We start from the raw sequence: 17,021 nt of genomic DNA on the forward strand, positions 1-17,021 counted from the left end.
GGTCCTCGGCCGTCCGGGGGCGTCACCGGACCGCCGCCGGACGCCGGCGCCACCGGACGGCGGCACCGCCGGCCCGGTCACTCACCGTCACATCGCATCCGCCGGACGGACCCTTCCCCGGACGACCGGCCGAGCCGCGAAGGGAGGTGGGAATCGCTTTCTTCCGACTCCGGCTGCACGCCGGAAAACAGGCGGCCGGAACTCCGTCCGACCCCCGTCCCGGCCGCCGTCCACGCAGTAAAGGGATCGCTGCGGGGCCAGGCCCGTGGAGGCGCCGCCTTCACGGGCCGCGGCTCGTTCCGGACCGGGGGCGCGGGTCAGGCGCTCGCCTCGACCGGCTCCGGAAGGGCTCGGGCGTCGCGGACGATGCGCCGCTCCACGAAGAAGGTCATCAAGGGGACGATCCCGCCGAACACGATCAGGACCATGCGGGAGAGCGGCCAGCCGGCACGGCGCCACAGGTCGTAGGCGGCCGCCAGGTAGACCATGAACAGGAAGCCGTGGATCTGCGCCACGATCCCCGCCATCTCCGGCCGGTCGGGCGGCCCGTACTTCAGGACCATCCCGATGACCAGGAGGACCAGCAGCGTGCCGACCACCATGGCCAGGATGCGGTACCGCGTCACCGCGCCTTTCACAGCTCACACCCTTTCAGGGAACGATCGCGCGGTTCAGTCGCGCCGGTGGCTCTCGGAGTTGAGGCGCGCGAGGTAGCGGTTGTAGGCCGCCAGCGCGGGGTCCTCCTCCTCCTGCTGCCGGATGATCTCTCGGGTGACCGCGGACTCCGCGGGCTCCTCGATGACCTTGGGCGCCGGTGCCACACCGTCCCGTTCGTCCCGGATCATCTTGACCCACATGATGACCACGAAGATCGCGAAGATCGGCCATTCGAACGTGTAGGCCCACGACCGGTCGTTGCCCGCCTGGGCGCGGTCGAACTGCCACCAGCCGAAGCCCAGGAAGGCGCCGAAGAGCACGATCGCCAGCGCATGCAGGCCGAGCCAGCCGGGGGTGAGGAACCGTCGCACGTCCACGAGCGTACCTCTGCCTCCCCGCGCGCCGGGCACACCCCCGTCCCAAGGAGTGGAACGCGGGCCGGCGGCGTCCGCCCCGGCCCGCGTCCGCGGCGGATCCGGCCGCCTGACCGAGGGGTGTCGGCCCCGGCCAATATGCTCGGCCGGGGCGAAGGGAGACAGGTGATGGAGGAGACCGTGGCGTTCGGCACGGCCGGGACCGTCCTCGGAGACCTGCTCGTGGCGGCGACCGAGGCGGGGATCGTCTCGCTCGGCTTCCACGACTCCCCCGCCGCGCGCGCCCGCACCGCGAAGGCCGCCGCCCTGCCCGTCGTGGACGACCGCGAACGCCTCGCCCCCGCGCTGGACGCGCTGCGCGCGTACTTCGACGGCGACCCGAAGACGTTCGACCTGCCGATCGACTGGCGCCTGACCTCGGACGCCCAGCGCGCGGTCCTCGGCACCCTCTACAGCACCGTCCGGTACGGAGAGACCGTCACCTACGGTGAGCTGGGCGAGCGCAGCGGCACCGGGCTGCACGCGCAGGTCATCGGTCAGGTGATGGGCTCCAACCCGATCCCGCTGATCGTGCCGTGCCACCGCGTCGTCGCCGCGAACGGGCTCGGCGGCTACAGCGGCGGCTCCGGCATCGAGGTCAAGCGCTGGCTGCTCACCCTCGAGGGTTCGGTCCCCGCCACCCTCGACTGGGACCTCGCCCTCCCTCCGTGACCGCCTACGGGGCGGTGGGGTAGGTGACGCCGGTCAGGGTCTCCGAGATCTCCCAGAGGCGCGCGGCCTGGGGCGCCTTGTCCGCTTGGGGCGGGGTCACCACCTCGGTGGGGGCGCCCCTGTACTGGAGGAGGCGGGGGCCGTAGCACGCACCCGGCTTCGCGTCGGGGGACGTCGCGGCGTAGAGGGTGGGCAGGGCGCCCGCCGCGGCGGACTGGGCCATGAGGGCGTTGCCCAGGGCGGCGGCGCGGTCCATGAGGCGGCTGCCCTGCATGCGCGGGCCGGCCTGCTGCAGGTTGGTCGCGGCGTAGCCGGGGTGGGCGGCGACGCTGACCAGGGTCGGGACGCGGCGGGCGAGCTCCTTGGCGAAGAGCAGGTTCGCGAGCTTGGCCTGGGCGTAGGCCGTCCACTTGTTGTAGCGGCGCTCGCCCTGGAGGTCGTCGAAGCGGATCCGGCCCGTCCAGGCGAATCCGGACGTGACGGTGACGACGCGGGCGTCCTTCAGGGCGGGGAGCAGGAGCCCCGTCAGGGCGAAGTGGCCGAGGTGGTTCGTGCCGAACTGCATCTCGAAGCCGTCGGCGGTGGTGCGGCGCGGGAGGGCCATGACGCCGGCGTTGTTGACGAGGATGTCGAGGGCCGTGCCGGCGTGGCGTTCGGCGAAGCCGCGGACGGATGCCAGGTCGGCGAGGTCGAGGGAGTCCAGGGCGAGGTCGGCATCGGGGGCGGCGGCCCGCATGCGGTCGAGGGCGGCCCGGCCGCGCTCGGCGCTGCGGCACGCCAGCACGACGGACGCGCCGTGCAGGGCCAGCTGCAGGGCCGTGTGGTAGCCGATGCCGCTGTTGGCGCCGGTCACGATGGCGCGCCGGCCGTTCAATGCGGGAATGTCGGACGCCGTCCAGCGGGTCATGCGCAACCTCCACGTCAGAGCGTGCATGCACACTAGAACAATCGTCGGTGCGGGGGTGCGGACGCACCCTCCGCACCGGCGCTGTTCAGGCGGGGAGCGACTTCTCGATCGCGGCGATGACCTCGGCGGATTCGGGTTCGACCTGGGGGGCGAAACGGGCCGCGACGGCGCCGTCCGGACCGATCAGGAATTTCTCGAAGTTCCAGCGGATGTCGCCGGTGTGCCCTTCCGCGTCGGGGGCGTCGACGAGCCGGTCATAGAGCGGATGCCGGTTCTCGCCGTTGACCTCGACTTTCTCGGTCAGCGGAAAGGTGACGCCATAGGTGGCCGAGCAGAACTCGGCGATCTCGTCGGGGGTGCCGGGCTCCTGGCCGAGGAACTGGTTGCAGGGGACGCCGAGGACGGTGAAACCCCGCTCGGCGTAGCGCTCCTGCAGCCGTTCGAGGCCGGCGTACTGGGGGGTGAGGCCGCACTTGGAGGCGACGTTGACGATGAGCACGGCCGTGCCCCGGTACCGGGGAAGGTCCGCGGAGCCGTCCCGCAGACCTCCGATCTCCACATCGAAGATTGACATGGGGCCGATCCTAGGAGATCGGCCCCGGGCGCGGCCTACTGGCCGCCCAGGGCGTTGACGAAGGCGGCGAGCTGGCTGCCGGCCTGGCCGAGCTGGTCGAAGGCGTTGTTCACGACTCCCGCCGCGTCCGTCGGGGAGCTGAGCAGATAGAAAATGACGAAGGCGATCGCCACATAGCGGAGGTTCTTCTTCATCCGTACGCCGTCCCTGTCGTTTAGCGCAGCGACACAATGACCCGATCCGATTGTGCCCAGCCGCGAGTGCCCGCAAAGCGGGATTTTACTGTGACGGCGGGGCCACCGCTTGGTGTCCGGCCGCGAAAGAGCCCCGCGCCCGCGAGGCACGGGGCCGGTGGATCCCGAGTCAGGTGGGCAGCGCGCTCATGAACTGCGAGATGGACTCCGCCGCGGCGCCGAGACCGCGCAGTGCATCGCCGACCAGATCAGCAGCCCCTTCCGGCCTGCTGATGATGTACCACACGGTGAAGGCGATGGCCGCCAATTTCACGTACTTCTTGTTCACGATCAACCACCTTCTGAGGTCACTTGCCTACGCAGGGTGATTCCCGAGGGTGGCGGAACGGAGAGCAAGAAGCGGCAAAGAGACGGTCAGTGGCGCTTGCAGGTGACTGAAATCACTCTGTGCCGTGCGAGCGGAGGTACTCGGCGTAGAAGGGGCGCAGCGCGTCGGCGAGTTCGCCCTCCCCGGCGTGGGTGAACTCCTCCAGCAGGGAGAAGCCGTGCAGGAGGTCGAACTCGGCGCGGTCGACGTCGCCGGTGGCCGCCGCCGCGGCGGGGATCGCGCGCAGGAGATCCCACAGGAAGCCGACGTCCCGCCGCTGCCTGGCGAGGGCCATGGCGCGGTCGTGCAGTTCCTTGGACGTCAGGTCGTCGAGCATGATCCGACTCTAGCCGTTCACTTCGTGATGACGTTCCGCGGCACGGCCCGGTCCTCCCTGAGGGCGCCGAAGAGCACGCCGGCCTTCGTCCTGTCCCAGCTGATGTAGGAGCCGACGCCCGCCGCGGACCCACCGCCGCCGATCGGGACGGTCGTGGTGACGCCGTCGCCGCCGCTGACGTCGCGCATCGCCCACATCATCCGGGCGAGGTGGTGGAGGTGGTCGCCGTCGTCCACGAGGAAGTTGCTGGTGGCGTTGAGCGCGAGGGGGACGCTGCGGAACGGGTTGAGCAGGACGCCGGGGCCGGAGGCCTTCTTCATGAGGGCGCCGAAGAACTGCCGCTGCTTCTCGACGCGCTCGAGGTCGGCGCGCGCGTAGTTGCGGGACCGGACGTAGCCGAGGGCCTGGCCGCCGTCGAGGGTCTGGCAGCCCGGCGACAGGTCGATGCCCGCCTTGGGGTCGCGCATCCGCTCCTTGACGCAGATCTCAACGCCGCCGATGGCGTCGACGACCCCGACGAACCCGCCGAAGCCGATCTCGGCGTAGTGGTCGACGCGCAGGCCGGTGGCCTGCTCCACGGTCCGGACGAGCAGCTTCGGCCCGCCGAACGCGAACGCGGCGTTGAGCTTGTTGCGGCCCCGGCCGGGGATCGCGACATAGGAGTCGCGCGGCAGGCTGACGAGGGTGGTGCCGCCGGATCCGTAGTGCAGCAGCATCATGGAGTCGGTGCGGCGGCCGGCCGCCTTGCCGGTCGCGAACTCCCTGCGCTGCGCGGCGGACAGGCCCTCGCGGCTGTCGGAGCCGACGATGAGCCAGGTGGTGCCCGGGGTGTCGGCGACCCTGCCGGGATAGTCGACCAGGACGCTCTCGCGCTGCAGCCGGGAGTCGAGGTAGAAGTACCCGCCGACCGTCAGCAGGAGCGCGACGACGAGCAGCCCGCCGAGGACGCGCGGCCAGCGGCGCCTGCGGCGGCGGCGCGGCGGGGCGTCCTCGGGATGGATGCGGCCGCCGGCGAGCCGGTCACCGTCGTACGGGTCGCCGTAAGGGTCCCGCTCGTAGTGGCCCGCGGGCACGGAACCATGCGTCACCGGTCGCCCTCCTCGCCTGTCCGGCCGCTCGTCCGGCCGCCGGTCCTGCCGTAGACCTTAGAACCTTCCGGACACTTCCACGTCCATCCCGCGCATGATTGCTCAACGGTCTCAATCACCGCTCTTTGTGACATTCGAAGGGGACAATGTCGTACTCGCGTCGCACACTCCACCTGGGGTCGCATACAGGCACGGAGGACGCCGATGGGAGCAGGACGCCGTTTCCGCTGGAGGGCAGGGCGAAAGAGGCGGCCGGCGGCCGCGGATCCGGGCGGGTCGCAGCTGCCGGAGCTGAGCGCCCACATCTGGCACGCGAAGGACCGTGAGGTCGCCGAGACCGGGATGGTCACGATGGCGCGGCGGCTGCCCTCCGTGATCGCGCGGGCGGCGGGGCTGGCCTGGCGGGCGAACCGGGCCGACACCGCGGTGACGATCGGACTGAACCTGCTCGCCGGGATCTTCACCGCCTTCGGGCTGCTCGCCACGACGGGGGTCCTGACGGCGCTGTTCAGCGCGGGCCCCACGCCGGAACGGGTGCGGGCGGCGCTGCCGTCGCTGGCGCTGGTGGCGGGGGCGATCACCCTGCGGGCGGGACTGCAGACCGCGGCGGGCTGGGCACAGGCGCGGCTGCGCCCGCAGGTGCAGCGGCTGGTCGAGACGCGGCTGTACGAGACGACCACGGCGGTGGACCTCACCGCGCTCGACGACTCCGACTTCCTGGACGAGCTGCAGCGCGCGGAGACGCGCGGGATGTCCTCGGCGCCGCGGGTCGTCCAGGCGGCGGTGGACGTCCTGACCGGCGTCGTCGGGGTGGTCGCGGCGGCCGGGACGCTCGGCGTCCTGCACCCGGTGCTGCTGCCGCTGCTGCTGCTCACGGCCCTGCCGGAGGGCTGGGCGTCGGTGCGGGCGGCGCGGATGCAGTACCTGACGATGCTCGCGATGGTGGGGGTGACGCGCCGCAAGTGGATCCTGTCGAACCTCATGACGGAGCGGCGGCACGCTGCGGAGGTGCGGTCGTTCACCATGCGGTCGTTCCTGCTCGGCGAGTACGACCGGTTCGCGGCCCACCAGCGGAGCGTGGAGCTGGACCTGGCGCGCCGGCAGACGCTCGCGCGCGCCGGCGGCGACGTGCTGAAGGGTGTCGCGACGGCCTGCGTGTACGCGGCGCTCGGCCTGATGCTGTGGCAGGGGTGGGTGCCGCTGGCCGTGGCCGGGACGGCCGTGCTGACGATCCGGACGGGGCAGACCGCCCTGGCCAACCTCGTGTTCGCGGTGAACCAGTGCTATGAGGAGGGCCTCTACTTCGGCGACTACCTCGACTTCCTGGCGACCGCCGAGAAGAAGGTGCCGCCCAGGCGGGCGGTCGCGGCCGGGCCGCTGCCGGACGACTTCGCCCGCATCGAGGTCAGGGACATCGCGTTCACCTACCCGGGGGCGGACAGGCCGTCCCTGAACGGCGTCTCGCTCACTCTCCGCAAGGGGGAGGTGGTCGCGCTCGTCGGGGAGAACGGGTCCGGCAAGACGACCCTCTCGAAGATCATCGCGGGCCTGTACGCGCCGGACGGCGGGCAGGTCCGCTGGGACGGCGTCGATCTCGCGTCCGTCCCGCCCGAGGACGTGTGGGACCGCATCGCCGTCATCGCCCAGGAGTACACGCACTGGCCGATGACCGCCCGGCAGAACATCACCATGGGCCGGGAGCCCGCCACGGACGCGCCGCTGCTCGCCGCCGCCGCCGCGGCCGGCGCGGACGAGGTGGTCGCCGATCTGCAGCGCGGCTACGACACGCTCCTCGACCGCCGGTTCGAGGGCGGCGCGGAGCTGTCGGGCGGCCAGTGGCAGCGGCTCGCGGCGGCGCGCGGCTTCTACCGGGACGCGCCGCTGCTGATCTGCGACGAGCCGTCCGCGTCGCTGGACGCCCGCGCCGAGCACCTGCTGTTCGAGCGCATCCGCACGCACGCGGACGGGCGGACGGTCCTGCTCATCACGCACCGCCTCGCGAGCGTGCGCTACGCGGACCGCATCTACGTCCTCGAGCACGGCAAGGTCACGCAGGAGGGCGACCACGCGGCCCTCATGGCCCAGGGCGGCCTCTACGCCGACCTGTACTCCCTCCAGGCGGACGCCTACGCGGCCTAGATGTAGTGGCCGAAGGAGGGACCGGGGTCGGCGGAGGGCGCCTCCGGGAGGTCCTCCGGGCGGAGGTGGCGCACCTCGGTGGCCTCCGGCGTGTCGCCGTCGTCGTGGGCGGCGGTGATGCGCTGGGCCTGCCGGGAGATCGCCGCGTCCAGGAGGTTGCGGACGAGCCGGGCGTTGCCGAAGGACGCCCCGCGCGGATGGGCGGCGAGCCGGGCGCGCAGTGCCTCCAGCACGCCGGGCGCGACGGTGAACCCGGCCGCGGTCGCCATCGACTCGAAGATCGTGACGAGCTCGTCGTCGGAGTAGTCGGGGAAGCGCAGCATCTTCGGGAACCGGGAGTCCAGCCCGGGGTTGAACTTCAGGAAGCGCTCCATCTCGGCGTCGTAGCCGGCGACGATGACGACGAGGTCGCCGCGGTGCTCCTCCATCAGGCGGAGGAGTTCGGAGACGGCCTCGTGGCCGAAGTCGCGCTGGTCCCCTCCCGCCGCCGACAGCGCGTACGCCTCGTCCACGAACAGGACCCCGCCCAGGGCGCGCTCGACCGCCGCGCGGACGCGCGGGGCGGTCTGCCCCACGAACTCGGCGACCAGGTCCGCGCGGGTGACCTCCACCAGGTGGCCGGACGACAGCAGGCCGAGCCGCGCGTACACGGCGGCGACGAGCCGCGCGATGGTGGTCTTCGCGGTGCCGGGATTGCCCATGAACACCATGTGCCGGGTGGGGGACGCGAGCGGGACCCCGGCGTCCCGGCGCATCTGCTCGGCGCGGGCCTCGGCGACGAGCGCCGCCACCTCCCGCTTGATCGGGTCGAGCCCGATGAGCCGGTCGATCTCGGCGAGCGGGTCGCCGGGGACCTCGTCGCGGCCGGGCGCGAGAGTGTCGGGGACGTCGATGAGGAGGATCTCGTCGAGCGACTCGTCCTCGTTCACGATCCCGTCGGCGAGGACACGGCGGCCCTGCATCGCGACGGCCCGGTCGAGGAGGTTGGCCATGAGGCGCGCGTTGCCGAACGCGCGGTCGCGGGACGCGCCCTGGAGGAGCCCGCGGACCCGGTCGAGGACGCCGGGGGCGAGCGCGAACCCGGCGTCGGCCGCCTTGGCGGCGAAGACCTCGATGAGCTCGTCGTCGGTGAGGTCGGGGAACCGGACCGTCCGGGGGAAGCGGGCGGCGAGGCCGGCGTCCGACTTCAGCAGCCCGTTCAGCTCCGCCTCCGGCCCGGTGAGGACGACGACGAGGTCGCCCTCGTGCGCCTGGACGGCGGTCAGCAGCATGTCGAGGGCCTCGCGCCCCCGGGCGGCGTCGGTCCCGGCGGGGGCGAACGTGTGCGCGTCCCGGACGACGAGGACGCCGCCGAGGGCCTGCTCGACCGCCCGCCGGACCCGCAGCACGGTCTCGCTGGCGTACTCCCCGAGCAGGTCGGCCCGGTCGACCTCGATCATGTGGCCGGACGACAGGACGCCGACGTCCGCGTAGAGGCGGCCGAGGATCCGGGCGACGCGCGTCTTGAAGGTGCCGGGGTCGCCCGCGAACACGAGGTGCGGGGGCCGCGACGCGACGGCCATGCCCGCCTCCCGCCGCATCCGGGCGGCGCGGGCCTCCGCGACGAGCGCGTCCACCTCCCGCTTCACCGGTTCGATGCCGGGGCAGGCGGCGAGCTCGGCGCGCGGGTCGGTCTCGGCGTGCCGGCCGGTGAGCAGCCGCTGCGGCAGGTCCGCGGCGGTGACCTCGGGCGCCTCGCCGGGCGCCGCGCCCCGGGCGGCCGCGGCGGCGGCGCACTGCGCGGCGAGGTGCTCGACGAGCCGGGCGCCGCGCAGGTTGAGCAGCGGCGGGGTGCGGCTGAGCAGCAGCCCGGCGGTGGCCGCGACGTCGCCGCCGGCGCGGGCGCCGCGCCGGGCGACGGCCCGGGTGAACAGCTCGGTGAAGTCGGCGGCGGTGAGGTCGCGGGTCCGGACGGTGTCGAACGCGCGGACCAGCGCCGGGTTCACGTCGAACAGGCGACGGGCGCCGCCGGGGCGGCACAGCGCGACGACGTCCAGGTCGGGGAAGCGCGCCATGAGCCGCCGGAGCTCCTCGACGGCGGCGGCGCCGCAGCGCTCGTAGGTGACGAGCCGCTCCAGGTCGTCCAGGACGAGGAGCCGCCGCCCCTCCCGGCAGTCGCGGACCCGGCCCTGCAGCCACAGCACGGCGTCGCTCACCCCGAGCGAGGCGAAGACCTGGTCGGAGATCCACATGGCCTCGTGGACGAGGCCGGCGGCGGCGAGCCGCGCCTCGACGAGCTCGGCGGCGGTGCCCTTGCCGGTGCCCTCCGGGCCGGCGATGAGCAGCCGGACGGGCCGCTCCCCCGCCAGCCGCGCGGCGACCGCGTCCTGCACGGCGCGGGCGAGTTCCGGCTGGCCCACCAGCGCGGGACCGGCGTGGTCGGCGGGGACCGGGCCCGCGGCCTCGTCCCGCACGGGCCGCCGGAACGCGATCGGGTTGGCGATGACGCGGCGCGGCGCGAACAGGCGCCGCAGGTCGGCCTGGAAACGCCGGACGGGCACCAGGCAGCGCGGGCTCGTGGCCGCGTCCGGCAGGCCCTGCACGGCACCGGTGATCCGGACGGCCATGTCGACCCAGGCGCGCGAGGCGTCCGCCTCCCCGGCGACGAGGCCCCGCGCGAGCCAGGTCCGCACGTGCTCCTGCCAGGACTCCGGCTCGAACGCGTCGCGGGCGGCGCGCAGGCGCTCCTCGACGCGTTCGTAGCGGTCGGTGCCGAGGACGACCGCGAGCTCGGCCGGGACGACCGCGACGCCGGCGGCGAGCAGCAGCCGCGCGAGGGCGGTGTCGGCGTCGTCGCCGTCCGCGACCGCGCCGGCGAGGGCCTCGTGCGCGGCGGCGAGCCCGTCGCACGCCCAGCCGAGGTAGGCGACCGGCCCGCCGAGTTCGGGCAGCGCGGCGAGCTCGCCGTCGGTCAGCCCGTCCGCCCACGCGGCCTCCAGCCCGTCGCGCGGGACGGCGAGGTCGCGCTCCCGCAGCACCGGGTCGGCGGCGTGCCGGTCGAACAGCCCGGCCAGCGCCCCGCGGCGGGTCTCCAGCGGCTCCAGGCCCTCGAACACGTCGAGGCCCGCGCGGGCGACCTCGAACATGACGGCGCGCCGGTCGGGGTCGTCGCCGGCGGGCTCGGGCAGCCACAGGCCGGGCGGGCGCCACCGGCCGCCCTGGGTGAACCACTGCTCCGGGTCCCGGACGGCGGTCTCCGGCACGGCGAGGAAGTCCGACAGCAGCTCGTAGTCCACGTCCCCGCGCGACCCGCCGCGGACGGCCGCCGCCCCCAGCAGGAACGTCAGCAGCGACCACTGCTCCGCGCCCGCGGTGCCGGTCCCCTCCCCGTAGAAGTCGCTCAGCCGCCGCTTCAGCACGACCGCGCGCGGGTCGTCGTTGTACGCGACGGCGCGTTCCCGGAGCTCCTCGTACAGCCCGTCGGGGACCCGCCACGGCCCGTACGCGTACACGTCCAGGACGGGTTCGTCGGTGAGGAGCAGTTCCAGATGGTCGGGCAGCCGGGGAGCGTTCACGCTCGCGATCCTTCCCGCACGCGGCGGACCGCACAACCCTCGGCCCCCATCCTGCGTCGCGAGGCTCAGAGCGGCAGAGGAGTGGGGCGTTTCGGGTCGCGGCCGTCGCCGCTGGAGCGGCCGGTGGCGCGGCGCCCCATCCACGGGAGGAGGTAGGCGCGGGCCCAGTGGACGTCCTCGCGGCGCTGGGTGAGCCAGTCGACCGGGTCGGCCGGGGGCCACGGCTCGCGCCAGTCGCCCTCGGTGGGCACGCCGATCGTCTCCGCGACGAACAGGGCCATCCGGCGGTGGCCCTCCGCCGACAGGTGCAGCCGGTCCTCGTGCCAGGCGCGGGGGTCGTTGAAGATCCGCAGCGACCACAGGTCGACGACCGCGCAGCCGCGCCGGTCGGCGATCGCGCGCAGGTGCATGTTGTAGGTCGCGGCCCGGCCCCGGACGCGTCCGCCGCTGCGCAGGCCGCGGGTGTCGAAGCCGGTGAACACGACGACCCGCGCCCCGGCGCCCCGCAGCGCCCGGACGGCCTCGTCGAACACCACCGCGAGGGCGTCCGGGTCGGCGCCGGGCCGGATGATGTCGTTGCCGCCCGCGCAGATCGTCACGAGGTCGGGCGCGAGCCGCACGGCCCGCGGGACCTGGTCGTCCAGGACCTGCCGGACGAGCTTGCCGCGCACGGCGAGGTTCGCGTACCGGAGGCCGGGGTTCGCGGCGGCCAGGTGCTCGGCGAGCCGGTCCGCCCAGCCGCGGAAGCGGTCGTCCTCACCCGGGTAGGGGTCGTTGAGCCCCTCCGTGAAGCTGTCGCCGAGGGCGACATAGGTCGAGATGGGATGCGGTAGGTCGTTCACGCCACGAAATGATGCATCCTGCACACATTCCTACGCGACCGTAGTCACCGGGCGCCTACGTCCAGCTAGGGGAGGCGGTGCCGATGCCGGGCGCGGCGGGTGGGGCGGCCTGGGCGTGGACGGTCATCGCGTGCTGGACGAGCGTGATGAGCACCCGCTTCGTCGACTCGCGGCTGCGGGCGTCGCACTGCACGATCGGGACATGGGCGCTGATCGACAGGGCGTCCCGGATGTCCTCGACCGCGTACTGGAACTCACCGTGGAACCCGTTGACGCCGACGACGAACGGGAGCCCGAGCTCCTCGAAGTAGTCGACGGCGGCGAAGCAGTCCTCCAGCCGGCGCGTGTCGACCAGCACCACCGCGCCGATCGCGCCGCGGACGAGGTCGTCCCACATGAACCAGAAGCGGTGCTGACCGGGGGTGCCGAACAGGTACAGGATCAGCTCGCTGTCGAGCGAGACGCGGCCGAAGTCCATCGCGACCGTGGTGGTCGTCTTGTCCGGGACCGCGGACAGGTCGTCGACGTCGGCGCTGGCCGCGGTCATGACGGCCTCGGTGGTGAGCGGCATGATCTCCGACACCGAGCCGACGAAGGTCGTCTTCCCGACGCCGAACCCCCCGCCGACGACGATCTTGACCGAGGTGAGCTCGGCGTCCGGGCCGGACGGCACCATCTGGTCAGAGCTTCCGAAGGCCACTGAGCACCCTTTCCAACAGACGTAGGTCCGGCTGTCCGCCGGTGGTGGCGGGCCGCGACTGGTGCAGGCGCAGCAGCCCTTCGACGGCCATGTCGGCGATGAGGACGCGGGCGACGCCGAGCGGCAGCCGCAGCAGCGCGGACACCTCCGCGACCGACCGGGCGGACCGGCACAGGTCCATGATCGCCCGGTACTCGGGGGTCAGCACGGCGACGTCACGGGGCGGGTAGGCGGCCGCGGTGACCAGCGCCTCGATGGCGAGGTCGTAGCGCGGCTTCACCCGCCCGCCGGTGACGGCGTAGGGCCGCACCAGCGAGCTCGCCTCGTCCTGGGGCCCGCCGGGGCCGGGGTCTCCCGACCAGCCCCCGTGACCGCCGCCGTAGGGACTGCCTCGATCCATGTCGCCGACCTCCGTCAGAGTCAGTCACGTCAAAAGCGGGCGGGGCCGGCGCCCATCCCGGTCACCGGCGGCCCGTAGGGCGGCTGCTCCTGGGCGCGCAGCGCCGGGGTCAGCACCCGGCCCACCCGCTCGACCAGCAGCGTCATCTCGTACGCCACCAGTCCGAGATCGCAGTCGGGCGCCGCCAGCACGGCGAACACCGAGCCGTTCGCGATGGCCATGACGAACAGCAGCCCGCGGTCCATCTCGACGACGGTCTGGTTCACCCCGCCCGCGTCGAAGATCTTCGCCGCGCCCTGGGTCAGGCTCATCAGCCCGGACGCGATCGCCGACAGCTGGTCCGCCCGCTCCGGCGGGAACCCCGACGAGTAGGCCATGGGCAGCCCGTCGGAGGAGACCACTACGGCGTGCGCGACCTTCGGGACCCGGTCCGCGAAATTCGTCACCAGCCAGTTCAGATCCTGCCCGCTCACCGGGTGCCTCCTGTCTCGCCGTCGCCCTGCGACGGCGCCTCACCTGACGTGCCCCCGTCGCGTGCCTCGGTGCGGGCCCGGTGGACGCCGCGCTGCAGGCTCGCGAAACGGTTGCGTACGACATCGGCCGTCTGTCCCGGGGCTCCGGGGACGGCCTGACCGGGAACGGCCCGACCTGGGTCCGGCGCGGCCGGCGGCCGCGCCTGCGGGGCCGGTCCGGCCTGCGACCGGTTCACCGCCCCCGGCACCCTGTTCTTGCCGGGCACCCGCTTGGGGAGCCCGACGGACGTGCGGGTCTCGGCCACCGGTTCCCGGGCGGCCTCGGCGGCGCGGAACCCCGCGTCCGCCGGGGACTCCCATTCACGGCCGCCGGGCTCGCCGTCGGTCCGGCGCTGGAACCACTCCGACTGCATGGCGTCGAAGATCGGGGATCGCGCGGGGACGCGCGGGGGGTCCTGCCGGGCCGGCGCGGGCGCGCCGTCGTAGCCGGACGGGTCGGGCATGGGCGGCTCCGTTCCGAATTCGTCGGGACGGCCGGCGTCCGGCGGGAGGGGACCCCGGCCGGCCGGCTCCGCGTGCGCGGCCATGTCGGCGACCTGCTGGAACGGACCGGTCTCCCAGGAGATCTGCCGGTTCCCGGCGGGCTCGGGGACCGCCGGCTGCGCCTCGGGCACGACGGGCAGCGGCCCGGTGCGGGAATCGCGCCGGTACAGGCCGCCCGGCTGCGCCGGTGCCTCGTGGGCCGGCGCCTCGTAGGCCGGTACGTCGTGCGCCGGCAGGTCGCGCACCGGTTCGTCGCGGACGGCGGGCTCCCGCTCGCGGTCCTCGCTCGGCTGGAACAGCCCGTTCGGGCCGTCGTCCGACCGGGACGGGCGGCCGGGCAGCTGGGCGCCCGGCTGACGGACGGGCAGCTCGCCGGGTCCGCGGGCGGGCCGCCGGTCGGCCGGGGTGCGCGGCTCGGGCACCGCCGGCCCCGCCGGCTCCTCCGGGACGCGCGGGAGCGGACCGGTGCCGGGACCGCCGACCGCGGGCAGCGGACCCGTCCCGCCGAGGACGGGCTGCGGGCCGGTGATGCCGTGGCCGGGACGGCCCGTCCCCTCGCCGCCGAGGATGCGGTGGGCGCCGCTGCCGCCGACCATGGGGTTGCCGCCGGTGGCGCGCGCGGGCGGCGCCATCGCCGGGGGCTCGTCCCGGAACGCGCCGCCGATCGCGGGCGGCTCGGTCATCGCGGTGAGCGCGGCGAGCTGCGGGCTCTCCCGGGTGCCGAAGCCGCGGGTGCCGACGCCGGCGGGCTCGCCGGGGCTGACGGCCGCGTCCGGCAGCACGACGAACGCGGTGAGGCCGCCGCCCTGCGCGGCGCGCAGCTCGACCCGGATGCCGTGCCGGACGGCGAGGCGGCCGACGACGAACAGGCCCATGCGGCGGGCCGCGCCGAAGTCGATGACGGGCGGGTTGACCAGCCGCCAGTTGGCCTGCTCCAGCTCCTCGGGCGCCATCCCGACGCCGCTGTCGGTGATCTGCAGCATGGCGCCGCCGCCGGTCAGCATCTGCCCGGACACCGTGACCTTGGTGTGGTCGGACGAGAACACCGTGGCGTTCTCGATCAGCTCGGCCAGCAGGTGGACGAGGTCGTTGACGACCGGGCCGCCGACGGTCATGTCGCCCTGGACGCGCAGGGACACCCGCTCGTACTGCTCGACCTCCGACAGCGAGGCGCGGACGACGTCGATGAGCGGGACCGGCCGGTTCCACCGGCGCACCTGCTCCTGGCCGCCGAGGACGAGGAGGTTCTCGTTGTTGCGGCGCATGCGGGTGGCGAGGTGGTCCAGCCGGAACAGGTTGGCGAGCTGCTCCTCGTCCCGCTCGCTCTGCTCCAGCTCCTCGATGAGCTTCAGCTGCCGCTCGATCAGCGACTGGCTGCGGCGGGACAGGTTGACGAACATCGCGTTGATGTTGCCGCGCAGGACGGCCTCGTCGGCGGCGAGCCGGACGGCCTCCCGGTGGACCTCGTCGAACGCCCGCGCCACCTGCCCGATCTCGTCGGTGGAGTCGATGTCGATCGGCTCGACCTCGATGCCGCCGGCGGCGGCCTCGGGATCGCGGAGCCGGTCGACCAGGCCGGGCAGCCGGGCGCCGGCGATCTCCAGCGCGCCGCTCTGCAGCCGGCGCAGCGGGCGCACCAGGGAGCGGGCCATCACGGCGGTGATCGCCAGGACGATCAGCAGCAGCAGCCCGGCGACCACGGCCTCGATGATCGTGGAGGTGGTCGCGGCGCCGCTCTCGCGGTCGCTGTCGGCGCGGATGTCGGCGGCGATGCGCTGCTCGACGGCGCGCATCTGGTCGATCATGGAGGTCATCGCGGTGCGGATCACCAGGGCGGACTGCGCGGTGCCGAGCGAGGCGGGCAGCCGCCCGCCGTTGGCGCTCGCCGAGGCGATCACCCGCTGGCGCAGGTCGCGCGCCCGGTCGATCTGCGTGCCGACGACGGTGTCCTCCAGCAGCTGGCGCTGGGCCAGCGACGCCGAGCCGCCGAAGGCGTTGAGCTCGGAGTCCTCCTGGGCGCGGGCGGCCGTGAGGGCGTTCAGCTCGTCGGACGCCAGCCGGCGGGAGCGCGCCGCGATGAGCAGCAGGGCCCGCTCGCGGGAGACGGCGTCCTTGGCGCGGGCGAGGGAGCCGAGGGCCCGGCTGGACTCCGCGAGCTCGGCGTCGGCGACGTTCTGCGACAGACCGTCGAGGATCTCCACCAGTTCCCCGGTGGACTCCGAGTACTTCTGCAGCACGGTGAACGCCGGGACCTTGGTGTCGACCGAGAGCGAGCGCAGCGCGGCCAGGCCGTCGAGGCGGCCGAGCACGGCGGTCGCGTCCCGGACGGCCTCGCTGCCGTGGGAGGCGTCGATCCGCTGGGCCGCGCCCCGCGCGGAGTCGAGCTGCGCGTCGGTCTTCTCCTGCTGGTCGCGCAGCGTCCGGCGCAGCGCGGCGTCCCGGCCGGTGGCGATGTACTCGATGGTGAGGTCGCGCTCCGCGGCGAACTCGTGCACGAAGCGGGTGAGCGTCTCGCCCAGCTCCGCCATGCGCTCGACCCGCCCGTAGGCCGCCGCCGTCTCCGCCGAGCTGGAGATGCGCAGCCCGGCGAGCAGGACGGCCGCGGCCGTCGGGACGAGGATCAGTACGATGAGCCGCTGGGGGACGCGCCAGTTCCGCAGGCTCAGCCTGGAGCCCGCCCGCGTCGAAGGGGCCTGCCACGCCTCGACGCCTTGAGGCTGAGGATGGTCGCGACCTGCGTCGCCTGGTTTCATGCGGCGTTTACACCCTCTCCATCACGATGGGCGGAATCCTCGGTGGTCGAACCGCCACGAAGGGTCAAATGCACCATCGTCCGCCTCCGGCGCGAGACATTGCAGCACATCCCCGGTGGGGCCGCAAAGGACCCTAGACGAGTCCATACCGCCTATTCCGACGGTCGCCCGTTCGTCACATTTGTCCGATTTCTCGCACACAACCGCTCACTCTGAGTGAGTACTTTCCGGGGCGACTGCTTTCTCCGCGAACAGTGATGTCCGCTGTTTGGCCACTTCGCTCCACATGATCGCATTTATCGGCCGCCAGTGCGGCCGCATCCCGATGTTCACGTTCCGCGATGGCCCGGCGATCGATCGTTACGGCGGCGCGCGGGCCGTCCGGCCGCCGGGCGCGGACCGCCCCGC

Annotated in this window: 16 protein-coding genes; 2 read left to right on the forward strand and 14 right to left on the reverse strand. The window is 73.7% G+C overall.

Annotated elements, in window-relative coordinates; genetic code table 11:
• Window positions 1-317: 317 nt before the first annotated feature.
• Window positions 318-638 (reverse strand): DUF3817 domain-containing protein, encoded by a 321-nt coding sequence (locus IE99_RS0108295; RefSeq protein ID WP_030166160.1) that lies wholly within the window; start codon window positions 636-638, stop codon window positions 318-320.
• Window positions 639-671: 33 nt separating this feature from the next.
• A complete protein-coding gene (locus IE99_RS0108300) occupies window positions 672-1,028 on the reverse strand; it encodes a hypothetical protein (RefSeq protein ID WP_030166162.1) in 357 nt (118 codons plus the stop codon).
• A gap of 171 nt (window positions 1,029-1,199) precedes the next feature.
• On the opposite strand from IE99_RS0108300, the gene IE99_RS0108305 reads away from it, so the two are divergent.
• Window positions 1,200-1,742, forward strand: a complete 543-nt coding sequence (locus tag IE99_RS0108305) for a methylated-DNA--[protein]-cysteine S-methyltransferase (RefSeq protein WP_030166164.1) — start codon at window positions 1,200-1,202, stop codon at window positions 1,740-1,742.
• Between the two features lie 4 nt (window positions 1,743-1,746).
• Here IE99_RS0108305 and IE99_RS0108310 read toward each other — a convergent pair whose 3' ends face one another.
• The 6 genes from IE99_RS0108310 to IE99_RS0108335 all read right to left on the reverse strand — a co-directional run bounded on the left by IE99_RS0108310 (window position 1,747) and on the right by IE99_RS0108335 (window position 5,209).
• The gene (locus IE99_RS0108310) at window positions 1,747-2,649 is read right to left on the reverse strand and encodes an oxidoreductase (protein ID WP_030166166.1); all 903 of its coding nucleotides are present in this window, start codon (window positions 2,647-2,649) and stop codon (window positions 1,747-1,749) included.
• Window positions 2,650-2,734: 85 nt separating this feature from the next.
• Window positions 2,735-3,223, reverse strand: coding sequence for a glutathione peroxidase (locus IE99_RS0108315; protein WP_030166168.1), 489 nt, complete (start codon window positions 3,221-3,223; stop codon window positions 2,735-2,737).
• 35 nt (window positions 3,224-3,258) lie between these two features.
• Window positions 3,259-3,417 carry a hypothetical protein gene (locus IE99_RS32355; protein ID WP_169744404.1) on the reverse strand — a complete coding sequence of 53 codons (159 nt, stop codon included), beginning with the start codon at window positions 3,415-3,417 and terminating at the stop codon, window positions 3,259-3,261.
• A 169-nt stretch (window positions 3,418-3,586) separates the two neighbouring features.
• Window positions 3,587-3,745: a hypothetical protein gene (locus tag IE99_RS32360; RefSeq protein ID WP_169744405.1), complete on the reverse strand. Its 159-nt coding sequence runs from the start codon at window positions 3,743-3,745 to the stop codon at window positions 3,587-3,589.
• 112 nt (window positions 3,746-3,857) lie between these two features.
• Complete coding sequence (locus tag IE99_RS0108330) at window positions 3,858-4,121, reverse strand: hypothetical protein (RefSeq protein ID WP_030166170.1); 264 nt, start codon at window positions 4,119-4,121, stop codon at window positions 3,858-3,860.
• A 17-nt stretch (window positions 4,122-4,138) separates the two neighbouring features.
• The gene (locus tag IE99_RS0108335; protein ID WP_084219372.1) at window positions 4,139-5,209 is read right to left on the reverse strand and encodes an LCP family protein; all 1,071 of its coding nucleotides are present in this window, start codon (window positions 5,207-5,209) and stop codon (window positions 4,139-4,141) included.
• A 204-nt stretch (window positions 5,210-5,413) separates the two neighbouring features.
• Between IE99_RS0108335 and IE99_RS0108340 the strand changes: the two genes are divergently transcribed.
• A complete protein-coding gene (locus IE99_RS0108340; RefSeq protein WP_084219373.1) occupies window positions 5,414-7,348 on the forward strand; it encodes an ABC transporter ATP-binding protein in 1,935 nt (644 codons plus the stop codon).
• Here the strand turns inward: IE99_RS0108340 and IE99_RS30130 are convergent.
• The 6 genes from IE99_RS30130 to IE99_RS33385 form a co-directional block, all read right to left on the reverse strand.
• Window positions 7,345-10,902, reverse strand: coding sequence for an AAA family ATPase (locus tag IE99_RS30130; RefSeq protein WP_051712278.1), 3,558 nt, complete (start codon window positions 10,900-10,902; stop codon window positions 7,345-7,347). The genes IE99_RS0108340 and IE99_RS30130 overlap by 4 nt on opposite strands.
• Before the next feature lie 65 nt (window positions 10,903-10,967).
• A complete protein-coding gene (locus tag IE99_RS0108350; RefSeq protein WP_030166183.1) occupies window positions 10,968-11,744 on the reverse strand; it encodes an SGNH/GDSL hydrolase family protein in 777 nt (258 codons plus the stop codon).
• A gap of 55 nt (window positions 11,745-11,799) precedes the next feature.
• The gene (locus IE99_RS0108355) at window positions 11,800-12,420 is read right to left on the reverse strand and encodes a GTP-binding protein (RefSeq protein WP_030166185.1); all 621 of its coding nucleotides are present in this window, start codon (window positions 12,418-12,420) and stop codon (window positions 11,800-11,802) included.
• A gap of 4 nt (window positions 12,421-12,424) precedes the next feature.
• The gene (locus tag IE99_RS0108360; RefSeq protein WP_030166188.1) at window positions 12,425-12,844 is read right to left on the reverse strand and encodes a DUF742 domain-containing protein; all 420 of its coding nucleotides are present in this window, start codon (window positions 12,842-12,844) and stop codon (window positions 12,425-12,427) included.
• Window positions 12,845-12,873: 29 nt separating this feature from the next.
• Window positions 12,874-13,317, reverse strand: coding sequence for a roadblock/LC7 domain-containing protein (locus IE99_RS0108365; protein WP_030166192.1), 444 nt, complete (start codon window positions 13,315-13,317; stop codon window positions 12,874-12,876).
• Window positions 13,314-16,613: a sensor histidine kinase gene (locus IE99_RS33385; protein WP_051712280.1), complete on the reverse strand. Its 3,300-nt coding sequence runs from the start codon at window positions 16,611-16,613 to the stop codon at window positions 13,314-13,316. Before IE99_RS33385 ends, IE99_RS0108365 begins: the two co-directional genes overlap by 4 nt.
• Between the last annotated feature and the right edge of the window lie 408 nt (window positions 16,614-17,021).

Source organism: Spirillospora albida (assembly GCF_000718255.1).
GTDB classification, from domain to species: Bacteria; Actinomycetota; Actinomycetes; order Streptosporangiales; family Streptosporangiaceae; genus Spirillospora; species Spirillospora albida.

Excerpts from the sequence above, each read along its gene's own strand:
- IE99_RS0108310 (WP_030166166.1), bottom strand. The coding sequence starts at position 2,649 with ATGACCCGCTGGACGGCGTCCGACATTCCCGCATTGAACGGCCGGCGC.
- IE99_RS0108315 (WP_030166168.1), bottom strand. The coding sequence starts at position 3,223 with ATGTCAATCTTCGATGTGGAGATCGGAGGTCTGCGGGACGGCTCCGCG.
- IE99_RS0108340 (WP_084219373.1), top strand. The coding sequence starts at position 5,414 with ATGGGAGCAGGACGCCGTTTCCGCTGGAGGGCAGGGCGAAAGAGGCGG.
- IE99_RS0108360 (WP_030166188.1), bottom strand. The coding sequence starts at position 12,844 with ATGGATCGAGGCAGTCCCTACGGCGGCGGTCACGGGGGCTGGTCGGGA.
- IE99_RS33385 (WP_051712280.1), bottom strand. The coding sequence starts at position 16,613 with ATGAAACCAGGCGACGCAGGTCGCGACCATCCTCAGCCTCAAGGCGTC.
- IE99_RS0108355 (WP_030166185.1), bottom strand. The coding sequence starts at position 12,420 with ATGGTGCCGTCCGGCCCGGACGCCGAGCTCACCTCGGTCAAGATCGTC.
- IE99_RS0108305 (WP_030166164.1), top strand. The coding sequence starts at position 1,200 with ATGGAGGAGACCGTGGCGTTCGGCACGGCCGGGACCGTCCTCGGAGAC.
- IE99_RS0108330 (WP_030166170.1), bottom strand. The coding sequence starts at position 4,121 with ATGCTCGACGACCTGACGTCCAAGGAACTGCACGACCGCGCCATGGCC.
- IE99_RS32355 (WP_169744404.1), bottom strand. The coding sequence starts at position 3,417 with ATGAAGAAGAACCTCCGCTATGTGGCGATCGCCTTCGTCATTTTCTAT.